At 72.5% G+C, this 13607-nt stretch carries 6 protein-coding genes; 4 read left to right on the forward strand and 2 right to left on the reverse strand.

Features of this window, described 5'->3' with window-relative positions; translation table 11 throughout:
• The first annotated feature begins 33 nt into the window (after nt 1-33).
• The 3 genes from ACZOOI_RS39430 to ACZOOI_RS39440 all read left to right on the forward strand — a co-directional run bounded on the left by ACZOOI_RS39430 (nt 34) and on the right by ACZOOI_RS39440 (nt 6205).
• Nucleotides 34-849: a chitosanase gene (locus ACZOOI_RS39430; RefSeq protein WP_465284143.1), complete on the forward strand. Its 816-nt coding sequence runs from the start codon at nt 34-36 to the stop codon at nt 847-849.
• Nucleotides 850-1164: 315 nt separating this feature from the next.
• The gene (locus ACZOOI_RS39435) at nt 1165-4146 is read left to right on the forward strand and encodes a helix-turn-helix transcriptional regulator (protein WP_465281621.1); all 2982 of its coding nucleotides are present in this window, start codon (nt 1165-1167) and stop codon (nt 4144-4146) included.
• Nucleotides 4147-4279: 133 nt separating this feature from the next.
• Complete coding sequence (locus tag ACZOOI_RS39440; protein WP_465281622.1) at nt 4280-6205, forward strand: ABC transporter ATP-binding protein; 1926 nt, start codon at nt 4280-4282, stop codon at nt 6203-6205.
• A gap of 449 nt (nt 6206-6654) precedes the next feature.
• Here the strand turns inward: ACZOOI_RS39440 and ACZOOI_RS39445 are convergent, their stop codons facing one another.
• Both ACZOOI_RS39445 and ACZOOI_RS39450 read right to left on the reverse strand, forming a co-directional pair.
• Nucleotides 6655-9561 (reverse strand): type 2 lanthipeptide synthetase LanM family protein, encoded by a 2907-nt coding sequence (locus ACZOOI_RS39445; RefSeq protein ID WP_465281623.1) that lies wholly within the window; start codon nt 9559-9561, stop codon nt 6655-6657.
• A gap of 89 nt (nt 9562-9650) precedes the next feature.
• Nucleotides 9651-9854, reverse strand: a complete 204-nt coding sequence (locus ACZOOI_RS39450) for a DUF6229 family protein (protein ID WP_020557656.1) — start codon at nt 9852-9854, stop codon at nt 9651-9653.
• A gap of 457 nt (nt 9855-10311) precedes the next feature.
• Between ACZOOI_RS39450 and ACZOOI_RS39455 the strand changes: the two genes are divergently transcribed.
• Nucleotides 10312-13605 carry a class I adenylate-forming enzyme family protein gene (locus ACZOOI_RS39455; RefSeq protein ID WP_465281624.1) on the forward strand — a complete coding sequence of 1098 codons (3294 nt, stop codon included), beginning with the start codon at nt 10312-10314 and terminating at the stop codon, nt 13603-13605.
• Nucleotides 13606-13607 lie beyond the last annotated feature (2 nt).

The raw sequence follows: 13607 nt of genomic DNA on the forward strand, positions 1-13607 counted from the left end.
CTCGGACGAACCCGCAAGCGGTTGACCCTGCTTGTGGCAACCGGACTGTTGATCGCCGCACCAGGGCCGTTGGCCCACGCGGCGACGAGCGCCACGCAGTCGGATTCGACCAGCGTGACCCAGCAGGCCGCCGCGCGGATCGGGTTGGACGACCCGCACAAGAAGGACATCGCCATGCAACTGGTGTCCAGTGCGGAGAACTCCTCCCTGGACTGGAAGGCGCAGTACAAGTACATCGAGGACATCGACGACGGGCGCGGATACACGGCCGGCATCATCGGCTTCTGTTCCGGCACCGGCGACATGCTCGACCTGGTCGAGCTGTACACCGCCCGCAAGCCGGGCAACGTGCTGGCCAAGTACCTGCCCGCACTGCGCAAGGTCAACGGCACGGACTCGCATTCGGGTCTGGGCAGTTCGTTCGAGAAGGCCTGGGCGACCGCCGCCGGCGACGCGGACTTCCGCAAGGCCCAGGACGACGAGCGGGACCGGGTGTACTTCAACCCGGCGGTCAACCGCGGCAAGTCCGACGGCCTGGGCGCACTGGGCCAGTTCATCTACTACGACGCGATCGTCATGCACGGCGACGGTGGCGACCGGGACAGCTTCAGCTCGATCCGGGCGAACGCACTCAAGAAGGCCAAGCCGCCGGCCCAGGGCGGCAACGAGACCACCTACCTCAACGCCTTCCTCGACGCCCGCAAGGTCGCGATGAAGCACGAGGACGCGCACAGCGACACCAGCCGCGTCGACACCGAGCAGCGCGTCTTCCTCAAGGCCGGCAACCTCGACCTCGATCCTCCGCTGAAGTGGAAGGTCTACGGCGACAGCTACACGATCAAGAGCTGATCGAAGCGCCGCCGCCCGGACCGGTCCGAGCCGGACCGGCCATTCCCCCCTCCACGCAGATCGACTCGAAGCCGAGCCGATCACATCTCCCTGCTCGTCCCGCACGATGGAAGGCCACCGCCCCCGCGGTGGCCTTCCGCGCGTCCGGGGTCGAACCCGCTGTGACCGGGAGGCGGCCATCCGCATCGGAGGAGCACTCGATCTCGCCGGCACCGTGGCGTTCCCGGCTCGGGTCGGCGGAGGGACGGAGCGGGGGTGGCGGGAATGGTGAGCGCGGCTTCGGGGGTTTGTGCGGGAACACGTGGCTGAGGTGGGATGTCCTGTGTCGGCGGGGCGTGTGAGGATTGCGCGGTGACTGACGTGGGCTGGGATGTGGCGCTGGTGGGGCGGGGCGAGGAGGTCGCCCGGCTCGACGAGGCGTTGGCGCGGGGGCGGGCGGGGGATCCGTGCGCCGTGTTGCTGGCGGGGGACGCGGGGGTGGGCAAGACCCGGTTGCTGGCGGAGGCCGCTGCTCGGGCGGCCGCGGCCGGGACGACCGTGTTGACCGGACACTGTGTCGACCTCGGGGATGTCGGGCTGCCCTATCTGCCGTTCGTCGAGGTGTTGCGTCGGCTGGACGCCGATACCCGGTATACCGACGTAGTGGCCGCGCATCCGGCCGTCGAGCGGCTGCTGCGGGCCGGCGGGGGAGCGGCGGAGCATGCCGGCGCGCTGCCCGACGCCGGGGTGCGGCTGCGGTTGCTGGAGGACGTCGCCGCGCTGCTCGGGGACCTCGCCGAGCGGGCTCCCGTACTGCTCGTGGTCGAGGACCTGCACTGGGCCGACCAGTCGACCCGCGACCTGCTGCGCTTCCTGCTCAGCCGGCTGCTGCCTCAGCGTCCGGGCGGCGCCGCGTACCAGCGACTCACCGTGCTCGTCTCCTACCGCTCCGACGATCTGCATCGGCGGCACCCGCTGCGCCCGCTGTTGGCCGAGTTGGTTCGGCTGCCCTCCGTCGGGCGGTTGGATCTGCGGCCGATGGACGACGAGGACGTGGCCAGGCTGGTCCGCGGCCTGGCCGATCCGCTGCCCGAGGACACCGTGCGGGCCATCGTCGAGCGGGCCGAGGGCAACGCGTTCTACGCGCAGGAGTTGCGCGCCGCGACCGATGCCACGGCCGGCGGCGTGCCCAGCGGCCTGGCCGAGGTGCTGCTCACCCGGATCGAGCAGATGTCGGGCACCGCCCAGCGGGTGATCCGCACCGCCGCCGTGGCCGGTCGCCGCGTCGAACACGGGTTGCTTCGGGACGCCGTGGACCTGCCCGACGACGAGTTGGACACCGCGCTGCGCGAGGCGGTCGGACGGCACCTGCTGGTGGCCGCCGAGGGGGACACCTATGCGTTCCGGCACGCGCTGATTCGCGAGGCGGCGTACGCGGACCTGTTGCCGGGCGAGCGAGCGCGGATCCACGGGGTGTTCGCGCGGCTGCTCGGCGACCCGGAGCGGCGGGCGGGCAGCGCCGCCGAGCGCGCCCACCATCACCGGGCCGCTCACGACCTGCCCGGTGCACTCTCCGCGTCGATCGAGGCGGCCGACCACGCCGCGCGCGTCGGTGCCCCGGCCGAGGAGATGCGCCGGCTGGAGGCGGCCCTGGAGGTGTGGGACGCGGTGCCCGACGCCCGGGAGTTGGCCGACACCGACGACGTGTCGCTGATGCTGCGCGCGTCCGCGGCCGCGGTCCGGGCCGGCGAGGCGCACCGTGCCGTCGCGTTCGCGCGTACCGCGCTGGACCGACTCGGCGCGAACGCGGACATCGACCTCGCGGTGACCGTCCGCTACACGCTCGCCTCCAGTCTGCTGAGCGTGGACGACCTGCAGGCCGCGTTCGAGTACAGCCGCCAGGCACTGGCGATGATCCCGGCCGAGCCGGTGTCGCGCACCTGGTTGTGGGCGGCGACCACGTTCGTGCAGGCCGCGTACTACTCCAGGGACGACGAAACCGCCCGGCGAGTCGGTCGCCAGGTGTTGGCCGCCGCCGAGGAACTGGGTACCGATGACGCCCTCGCCGACGCGATCATCTCGCTGACCGGCCTGGAGTGGGACACTCGGCAATCCGAGGGAGGACGGGAACGGCTGAGCCAGGCACGCGAGTTGGCCCGCCGGGCGGGCAACACGACGATCGAGCTGCGGGCGCTGTTCAACCTGGCCATGGGCAGCTTCGAGTCCGGCCGACTCGAGGAGAGCCTGCGCTGGTTGGACGACGGCCTGGAACTGGCCCGTCGCACCACCAGGTCCTCGTCGCCCCATTCGCTCGACATGCGTTACCTGCGCACCCAACTCCTGTACACGCTGGGCCGCTGGGACGACGCGCTGGCGGCGGTGCCCTCGAGGGTGCCGTCGGCCTTCGGGCACGTCGCCGCCGCGGCACTGTACGTCTCGCTGGGTCGCGGCGAACCCGGTGTCGTGGAGCAGGCGCGGACCCTGTTCGAGGCGAAGCCGTTCAACTGGATGGGTAAGCTCGTGGGCGGCCTGGTGCTGACCGACGAGGCGGCCTGGCGCGGCGATTCCCGCGCCGCGGCCGACTGGGCACGCCGCGCGCTGGGCGAACTGGCCGAGGAGCGCAACCCCTACCCGGACGTGGGCATCCGGCTGTCCGCCCTGGTGCTGTCCGCGATCGGCGACACGGTGGCCGACCTGCGGGCGGCGGGCGACGCCGAGGGTGAGCAGCAAGAGGTGGCGGTGGCAGAGGAGTTCATCGAACTGGCCCGTACCACGCCCGGTTGGCCCGGTCGGCGTTATCCGCGCAGCGGATCGGAGGGCCGCGCCTGGTTGCTGCGCGCCGAGGCCGAGTGGTCGCGGGTTGCCGGTGACGCCGACGTCGCGCTGTGGGAGAAGACGGTCGAGGCATTCGGCTACGGCAACGTCTTCGAGGGGGCGCGCAGCGAACTGCGGCTGGCCCAGGCACTGGTGGCGGTGGGCCGCCGGGACGAGGCGGCCGATCTGGCGCGCCGGGCGCGGGAGACGGCGGACCGGCTGGGCTCGGTGCCGCTGCGGGATGCGGTGGACGCGACGGTTCGGCGTGCGCGGCTGGGCGATCCGGACTCCGCGCCGACCGGCGAGGCGATGTTGACCGCTCGCGAGCAGGAGGTGTTGCAGTTGCTCGCCAAGGGCCGGACCAACCGGCAGATCGGCGAGGAACTGTTCATCAGTGCCAAGACCGCGAGTGTGCACGTCTCCAACATCATGGCCAAGGTCGGCGCGTCCCGCCGCACCGAGGCGGTGGCGCTGGCTCGACGCAGCGGGTTGATCCCGGACTAGGTCTTGTCTTCAATCCGCGTCGGGCTTCGCGGCGCGGCGGGTCGGTTGCGTGGGAAGCTTTCGAACCCATCGGCACCCGTAGCGCGCCCCTGTCCCGGGCATACCGTACTTGTCGGCCGGGAGGGGTTCGCGGATGACCGGGCAAGTGCCTGTGGAGATGGGCGAGTTCGACGAGCTGGGGCAGGGGTACGACACCCCGTTCGACGGGGACGCGGCGAACGCGGGCCTGGGCCGCATGGTCACCCGGCTGCCGGTCGCGCTCGCGCAGGTGTGGCGGCTGTCCCGGGCGGCGAGTCGGCGGGCGACGTGGCTGCTGGTGCTCGCGCAGTCGGCCGCGGGGGTGGCCACCGCGTTGGCGTTGCTGGCCACCGCACGGGCGTTGGGGGCGTTGTTCGCCTCGGGGCCGGCGCCGGATCGGGTCGGCGCGGCGTTGCCCGCGGTGGTCGCGGTGGTGCTGGCCACGGCCGTGCGGGCGGGGTTGGAGACGGTGGTGGCGGCGACCCAGGCGCGGTTGTCGCCGGGGATCCGCCGGGTGGCGGAGAACCGGCTGCACGCCGCGGCGGTCGGTGCGGACCTGGGCGCGTTCGACGACGCGGACTGGCACGACGCGCTGGCCCGGGCCCGGGATCGTGGCATCGACCACGCGCAACTGGCCCTGGGGCACGCGGTCGAACTGCTGGGGGCGTTGGTGGGACTGCTGGTCGGGATCGGCGTGGTGACCGGGCTGCATCCGGTACTGCTGCCGCTGCTGGCCCTGTCCATCGCGCCGCAGGGGTGGGCGGCGCTGCGTTCGGCCCGGATCGGCTTCGAGGGCATGGTGCAGCGGATGACGCTGTATCGGCGGTTGTGGCTGTTCGCGGATCTGCTCAGCGCCCGGGAGGCGGCGGCGGAGGTGCGCGCCTGTACCGCCGAACGGCCGTTGCTCGCCGAATTCCGGCGGCTGGCCGGGTCGGTGGAGCGGGCCGAGGTCCGGGTCGGTTATGCGCAGGTCCGGGTGGGGGTGATCGGACGGACCCTGTCCGGACTGGCACTGGGCGCCACGTACCTCGCGCTCGGCCTGCTCGTGCGCGCCGAGATCGTGCCGCTCGCGGTGGCGGGTACGGCGGTGTTGGCGGTGCGGACCGCGAGCGGTTCGCTGGCCACGTTGATGGTGGCCGTCGACCGGCTATACGAGAAGTCCCTGTACATCACCGACTATCACGCGTTCCTGGACGAGGCCACCGCGCGTTCGCGGCCGGCGGCGACCCGGGAGGTGCCGGTCGGCTTCGCCGAGATCCGGTTGCGGGACGTGTACTTCGCCTATCCCGGCAGTGCGGAGTCGGCGCTGCGCGGGGTGGATCTGGTCATCCGGCGTGGGGAGACGGTGGCGCTGGTCGGCGAGAACGGGTCGGGAAAGACCACGCTCGCCCTGCTGTTGGCCGCGCTCTACCACCCGGACAAGGGCACGGTGCACTGGGACGACGCGGATCTGGCCGACGTCGATCCGGTCGGGATCCGCGAGCAGGTGGCGCTGGTGATGCAGCAGCCGACCCGCTGGCCGGTGACGGCGCGCGGCAACATCGTGCTGGGGCGCGCCGATCGGGTCGACCCGGACGGCGCGGCCATGATGCGGGCGGCGCGGGACGCGGGGGCGGACGGGCTGATCTCGCGACTGCCGCACGGGTACGAGACGTTGTTGTCGAAGAAGTTCCGTGCCGGGGTGGATCTGTCCGGCGGGCAGTGGCAGCGGATCGGGATCGCGCGCGGGTTCTATCGCGATGCGGGGTTGCTGATCGCGGACGAGCCGACGGCGGCGTTGGACGCGCGGGCGGAGCATGCGGTGTACGCGAACATCCGGCGGCTGGCGGCGGGGCGGACGGTGGTGCTGATCAGTCATCGGTTGGCTTCGGTGCGGGAATGCGATCGGATCGTGGTGCTGGGGGGTGGGGCGGTGGTGGAGCAGGGTACGCACGAGCAGTTGATGCGCTCGGGGGGTTTGTACGCGGAGCTGTATCGGCTGCAAGCGGCGGCATACGTGGGGCCTGATGGGGCGCACTCGCCTTCGGCTTCGGGGGCCTGATGGCTTCAAGCGCCGGCCGGGCTGCTTGGCCTCATGCGCCGGCCGGGCTGCTTGGCCTCAAGCGCCGGCCGGGCTGGTTCGCCTCATGCGCCGGCCGGGCTGCTTGGCCTCAAGCGCCGGCCGGGCTGGTTCGCCTCATGCGCCGGCGGGGCTGGGTGGCCTCAAGCGCCGGCCGGGCTGCTTGGCCTCAAGCGCCGGCCGGGCTGGTTCGCCTCATGCGCCGGCGGGGCTGGGTGGCCTCAAGCGCCGGCCGGGCTGGTTCGCCTCATGCGCCGGCGGGGCTGGGTGGCCTCAAGCGCCGGCCGGGCTGCTTGGCCTCAAGCGCCGGCCGGGCTGGTTCGCCTCATGCGCCGGCGGGGCTGGGTGGCCTCATGCGCCGGCGGGGCTGTTTGGCCTCAAACGCCGGCCGGGCTGCTTGGCCTCATGCGCCGGCCGGGCTGGTTCGCCGGCTACAGCTCGTCCAGTAGTAGGAGCGATGGAGGGCGGTGTGGCTGGGTGTGGTTCAGGCGGAGGAGTTGGTGGAGGGCGCCGGCGGTGCCGGGGAGGAGGCCGGTGGTGGTGTCGGTGGTGGACTTGGTGAGGGGGCCGTAGGTTTCCAGGGCGGTGAGGAGGAGGGCGTCCAGGTGGTGGCGGGTGGGGGCGTCGGGGACGTGGGTGCGTAGCTGGTCGGGGGCGCCGTGGAGGAGGGTGTCCAGGAGTTCCCAGGAGCCCAGGTCGCCGTGGCACAGGGTGTAGTCCCAGCCGAAGCCGGTGCGCCAGGTGGCCGCGGCGGCGCGGAGGGCGCGGTCCAGGTGGGTGTGGGCGCCGGTGCGCACGTACAGGTCCCAGGCGGCCAGGCCGATGCCCGTGCTGCCGTGGCACCAGGAGTCCAGGTACAGGACCTGGTCCGCCTCCCGGCCGTCGAGCCAGGCGCCGGCCTCGGGTCGGTACAGGTTCTCCTGGAACGCGCAGGCCAGCTCGGCGAGTTGGAGGATTTCGGGGTCGCCGGTCACCAGACCCAGGCGGGTCAGTGCCCAGCCGAAGCCCGCCGCGCCGTGGGCGAACCCGCCGATGCCGTGCGGGAAGAGCGCGGTCGGCCAGCGGGCGGCCCGTCCGTGCTCGGTGTCCTCGACCACCGCGCGCTCGACCAACAGTTTCCCGGCGGACTCCGCGACGCCGCGCCAACGGGGGTCGCCGGTCCGCTCGGTCAGTGCCAGCAGCGGGACCACGAGCCCGGCGGCGCCGCCCGCGACGTCGAGGATGGGGTCCTGGGCCAACAGCTCCGACGCGCGCTCCGCGTGTGCGATGGCCCGATCCAGGTACGCCTGCCGGCCCGAGGTCGCGCCCAGCGCCAGCCAGGTGCGTACCGCCGCGCCGATCCCGTCGAATGCGCCGACCCGGGTGATGGGTACCGCGTCCTCCATCGCCGCGAGTGCCCGGATCGCGCCGTCGGCGACGGCTTCCGACTCGGGCACCGTCGGTACGTGTCCGCTGCGCGATTGGGCCAGATAGGCGTCCAACGCCAGTGCCACCCCGGCCTGTCCGCTGTAGAAGTCGGCGGCGAACGGCCGGACACTGAAGCCGCCTTCGGTGTACACCGGGCCGATCCAGGTGGCCGTGCCGTCCGCGCCCACCACCGCGCGTGCGCACAGATCCCGGGCCATCCGGGCGGCCAGGTCGCGACGGCGGTCGTCCAGCCGGCCGGTCCGGACCGGCAGGTCCCGGCGTCGATTCGCCTCGGGCATCGCGCTGCGGTCACGATAGACGCCCAGCAGCGAGGAGCGGATCATCACCTCCTCGAACTCCGGGTCGCCCGCCCGCCAGCGCTCGACGCTCGCATCGATCAGGTGGACCGGGTCCCCCCAGGTGGTGCCACGCGGCCCGTCCATCCGGCCGTCCTCGGGTCGGACACCGAAGAACGGAACGTCGCCGTCGAGGAGATCGGCCACCTCGGCGCCGACCACCTCGGGGCTGGACGGCGCGCCGTGCAGGGCCTTCGCCTGGCGGGTCAGCACGTCCCGGGCGCGCTCGACGGCCGCCGGCTCGTCATGCAGGGAGGCGGGATGCCACAACATCCGGGCGATCTCGACGTAGACCTGGGTGGGCCGCAGCACCACGCGCAGGTCGCAGCCGAGGAAGGCGTCCAGGATCGGGCGCAGTCGGCCGGCCCGGTCCAGGCCGTCGAGTCGGTCGCGCAGGTCCCGGTAGCCGCGCACGATGTCGTCCTGATGGGCCATCGGATCGGCATCGGGGGCGGGCAGGTTGGCCGAACCGGCCACCTCGGCGGGCTCCATCGCCAGGCGGGCCAGGTCGGTGCCGGCGCCGGAGATCACCGGTACCGGGATGCGGGGTTGTTGCTCGGGCAGCGCGCCCACGGCGGACATGTCCACGCCCTGGAGCACGAGTTGGGCCAGCCGCATGGGCAACAGCCCGGTACGCAGCACGGTTCGGCGGACCGAGGCGGCGGCGGTGTCGAAGGCGTCGCCGAGTCCGCTCGCGCCCACGTTCGGCTCGGGGCTGAACAACGTTTCGCAGTCCACCACCCACGGGACGGGGCCCTGGGCGATCACGTTGTCCGAGTGCAGGTCGGTGGCGCCGAGCAGCTGCATCACGCACATCCACTCGCCCAGCCCCTGGTAGAAGCGGGCCTGTTCGCGCGCGTCGGCGCAGTGGCGGTGCTCGACGTGCTCGGCCCAGCCGTAGTCGTCGCCGAGCAGGACGCGCGGGACCCGGATCCGGTCCGCATGCGGGGTGCCGGCCAGGAGGGCGTCCAGGGTCGTGGCCAGCGCGACGTCCACGGCCAGCGGGCGGGGCTTGTACACCGCGCGGCCGGTTTCGAAGCGCAGCAGGGCGACGGTGTGGCCGCCACGATGCGAGTCACCGGCGTCCAGGCCGAGTTCGACCAGTTCGCCGGGCGGCGTGCCGAGCAGGGCGGCCAGCCGCGGGCGGTCGGCGGCCAGACGGCGGGCCAGGGCGAGCAGCGCCGCGCAGCGATTGCGGATCACCCGGTCCAGGCGGGGAGCGAACGCCGGGTAGTCCGCGTCCAGTTCGCTCCAGAAGCGGGCCTCGGCGGCGAGTTCGAGGAATTCGTCCCAGCGTTGCTCACTGGTTTCCCGGGTGAGTCGGCCGGACATCCGTGCGGCGTGCAGTTCGAGCAGGAGCAGTCGGTTGGCCTTGGGGCGGACCGCGCCCAGCAGGGTGCGATGGGCGGCGTGTTGCAGGATGTTCCGCTCGGCCGCCGACAGGGGATTCGGCACCGCGTGCAGGCGGCGGCGGAAGCGGTCCAGGGCGGGGCCGATCAAGGGCTCCAACGCGGCGTCGAATTCGCCTGCGTCGTCGTACGTCACCACCGGGCGGGGCCGGACCGGGATTGCCATGCGCGGATCGCCACCCATCGATGACGGACCCGCCGCCCGGGCCCGTCGAGGTGCGACGGGCCCCGGGCGGCGGGTCGTTGAGGTATGGATCAACAACAGGCGCGAGTGCGCGACCAGGAGCACGCGGTGCCGCAGCTGATCGCGGCGACGTCGATCTCGGTGAGGCCCTGTTCGGTTGCGGTTCCGCCGATGTAGAGCGAACCGGCGGGGTTCTCCACGCCGTCGGCCGATTCGGCGCCGGAGCGCCAGGCGTTGACGACGGTGTTCCGAGCGGCATTCGATGCGGTGCGCATGACGATACCTTTCCGCCGATGTCCGACGTTCCCGGCGGGTACGCCGGGTTCACCGGTCATCGACCCTGGGTTAGGGAAGTGCGGCAGCTCACGGTAGCGCCGGAAGCCCGGCGGCGACAGACCCTGATCGGCATAGGTGAATTCGCCTTGCCGGCACGGGAATCGAGCGATTCGTCCGACGCCGGCCGACCAACCGGTGCGGGTGTGCCGGGCCGCCCGAAGCAGCTCGGCGGGCGATTTCTCGCCCGGATCCGGACCGGGATGTCGTCCGGCTCTTGTCATTGGTCTAGTCCATTGACAGTCTTGGACTTGTCGCCGACGGTCATCGCTCCATGACCTGATCGGCGGTTCCCGTATGGCATTTGCGCTGCCCAGCGTGGGCCGATGTGCCCATCGCGTTTTGCACGTTGCACTCCTACCCCGGAGATACATCCATGCGCCGAGCCACCACTCACCCGTGCCCGCATCCGGTCCCACCGATTCGGGCCGCGAGGTGACCGCCGCCGAGGCCCGCCGGAGGTCGGCCGACCAGGCGCGCCCCGCGACGAGAGCGACCGCGCCGGGATCGACCGTGCCGGGCCTGTTGGCCGCCCGCGCGCTCGTCGAGCCCGATCGGGTCGCCGTCCTCCAGCCCGGAACACCGGAAATCCGGCTCACGTTCGCCGCCTGGGACCGCCGATCCACCTCACTGGCACGGGAGTTGCGCGCGCGCGGAGTGCGCGGGGGAGACCGGATCGGGTTGATCTTCGCCGGTCGCGAATGGGCCGACTACGCCGTCGCCTACTGCGCGGTGCACCGGGCCGGCGCGGTCGCGGTACCGCTCCCGGAGCGCCTGCCGCCCGCCGCCCTGGACACGATGCTCACCCACTGCGCCGCCACCGCCGTGCTGCACGGCGCCGAAATCCGGCCGGCCCCGACCGATGCGTGGAGCTCGCCCGCGGCCGAACTCGAAGCCGCCGCCGCCCGGGCCGAGGGCCGCACGCCCGAACCGGGTCGACCGGAGAAGCTCCGACCCGATCCACAGGGAGCCGACCCGCACCGGGCCCCCGCTCCGGCCGCGCCCGATCTGCCCGCCCCGCACCCCGACGATCTCGCCCAGATCCTGTACACCTCCGGCACCACCGGCACCCCCAAGGGCGTCGCCGCCACCCACGCCAACCTCACCTTCGGCTTCGAACCGGCCCCCCGGCGGCGCCCGTTGGCCCACTCGCGGCACTTCCTGCACGCGTTCCCGATCGGCACCAACGCGGGCCAGACGATGTTGCTGAACGCGTTGACCGCCGAGCCGACCGCACTGTGCGCACCCGCGTTCGACGCCGAGGACTTCTGCGCGCTGATCGCCGCCTACCGGGTCGGGACCGTGTTCACGGTCCCGGCGATGGCCGCCGAGTTGGTGAACTCGCGAGCCTGGACCCGGCACGACGTGAGCACCGTACAACTCTTCGGTTCGACCGCCGCCGCCCTGCCGCCGACCACCGCGCTCGCGCTGACCGAGGCGTTCCCGGACGCCACCATCGTCAACTCCTACACCTCCACCGAGGCGGCGCCCGCGCAGACCACCATGGTCTTCGACCCCGATCGCCCCACCTCGGTGGGCCGCGGCACCGGCCGGGACGACCTGCGCATCGTCGGCGACGACGGCGAAGTCGTACCCACCGGCGAGGCCGGCGAGATCTGGCTGCGCTCGCCCACCGCGTCGCGCAGCTACTACCGCGACACCCGGGCCGACGCCGAGGTGTTCACCGACGGCTGGGTACGGATGGGCGACATCGGCCGCCTGGACGCCGACGGCTACCTGTACCTGATCGACCGGGAAAGCGACCTGATCAAGTCCGGCGCGATGCGGATCTCCACCCTCGCGGTGGAGGCCGCGCTGTACGAACACCCCACCGTCGCCGACGCATCCGTGTTCGGCGTGCCGCACCCGGTGATGGGCACCATGGTCGCCGCCGCGCTGGTGCTGCGGGCCGAGGTGTCGGCCGAGGACCTGCGCGCGTTCCTGCGCGAGCGGTTGGCCCGGCACGAGATCCCGACCCGCCTCCTGCGGCTGGACTCGCTGCCCCGGAACCCGGCGGGCAAGGTGCTCAAACACCAACTGCGTGCCCGGTTGAGCGCGAGCGACCCGCCGACGGCGCGCGGGCCCCGGACCGCGACAGAGGTGGCGGTGAGCGGACTGTGGGACGAGGTGCTCGGCTCCTGCGGCGCGGGCCCCGACGACAACTTCTTCGCCCTCGGCGGCGACTCGTTCAAGGCCACCCGGCTCGCCGCCGCCGCCGAGCGACTGTTCGCCCTGGACGTGCCCTCCTCGCTCGCCTTCGACCGACCCGAACTGGCCGCGCAGGCCGCCTGGATCGACGCCGCACGGGCCGAACCCGTACCCATCCGGGCAGGCGACCCGCAGACGTCGGCCGAACTCGCCCCGATGCCGCTCAGCTCGCAGCAGGAGAACTTCTTCGTCTGGATGCACGCCACCGAGGAGACCCGCGACGTCGGTCCGGTCAGTGTGGGCATCCGGATCACCGACACCTTCGACCCGGACACGCTGACCGCCGCTCTGGCCGAAATCGTCCGCCGACACGAGGCGCTGCGCACCGTGTTCCGCTACGTCGACGGCGTCCCGGAGGCGGTCGTGCGGCCCGAACTGCCGCCCGAGGTGCGACGGGTGCGCGCCGAGGGGGGAACATCGGCCGAACGCGAGCGCTTCGCCCACGAGCACGCCCGGATCGAACGCGAACAGGGCTGGGATCTGGCGCACGGCTCGCTCGTGCGCGCCCTGCTGATCGAACTCGACGCCGAGGACCACGTGTTGATCCTCGCCGTGCACCACATGGTGTTCGACGGCTGGTCGATGGGCGTGCTGCTGCGCGAACTCGCGATGATCTACTCGGCGTTTCGCACCGGACGCCCCAGTCCGCTGCCGGCACCCACACCGACCTGCTCGGAACACCTGGGCTGGGCCCGGGCCCAATGGCCGCGCACCCGGCCGTTCTGGGAGGCGTCCCTGGCGGGCGCACCCGCCGCGATCGACCCCTTTCCCGGCCGGAACGTCACCGACCGGCTGCACAGCGCATCGGTACGGTTCACCCTGGACGCGGACCTGGTCACCCGGCTGCGCACGAGCGCGCGCGAACGGGGCGCGACCCCGTTCATGCTGGCCACCGCGTGCTGGACGAGCGTGCTGGCCAGGGCCGCCGGCACCCGCGACATCGTGGTGATGTCACCGGTACCGGGGCGTTCGCGACCCGGCAGCGAGAACCTGATCGGCTGCCTGGTGCAATCCCTGCTGATCCGGGTCGACCTGCACGGCGACCCCTCGTTCGACGAACTGCTGACCCGGGTCCGCAGCGCCGCGCTGGCCGCCAACGAGCACCAGTCCTACCCGTTCGCCGAGTTCTACCCGCGCTTTCCGGACGCCGCCTGGGTTCGCTACGAGAGCTGGTCCAACCGGGCGCACTTCCTCGGGCTGGTCTCCGAACCCTTCGAGCTGCCCCGCGAGTTGGACGCCGAATGGTCCACTCCCGGCGGCCGTCCCGATCTGGGCGTACCGGAACTGGCCCTCACCGAACAACCGGACGGCACCATCGCCGGCTGGCTGCTGTACAACGAGCGCGCATTCGCCCCCTCCGTCGTCGAGGACCTGGCGCAGGCCTTCGTCGACGCCTGGGCACCGGCGCTCGACCACCCCCAAGCGCCGGTGTTCGGGGACACCGACGCGCTTGTGCACCCAACCACCGCCACCGAGAAGGGCTGACG

The organism is Embleya sp. L77 (genome assembly GCF_055557415.1).

Coding starts and splice junctions, on each gene's coding strand:
- ACZOOI_RS39435 (WP_465281621.1), top strand. CDS start 1,165: ATGTCCTGTGTCGGCGGGGCGTGTGAGGATTGCGCGGTGACTGACGTG.
- ACZOOI_RS39440 (WP_465281622.1), top strand. CDS start 4,280: ATGACCGGGCAAGTGCCTGTGGAGATGGGCGAGTTCGACGAGCTGGGG.
- ACZOOI_RS39445 (WP_465281623.1), bottom strand. CDS start 9,561: ATGGCAATCCCGGTCCGGCCCCGCCCGGTGGTGACGTACGACGACGCA.
- ACZOOI_RS39450 (WP_020557656.1), bottom strand. CDS start 9,854: ATGCGCACCGCATCGAATGCCGCTCGGAACACCGTCGTCAACGCCTGG.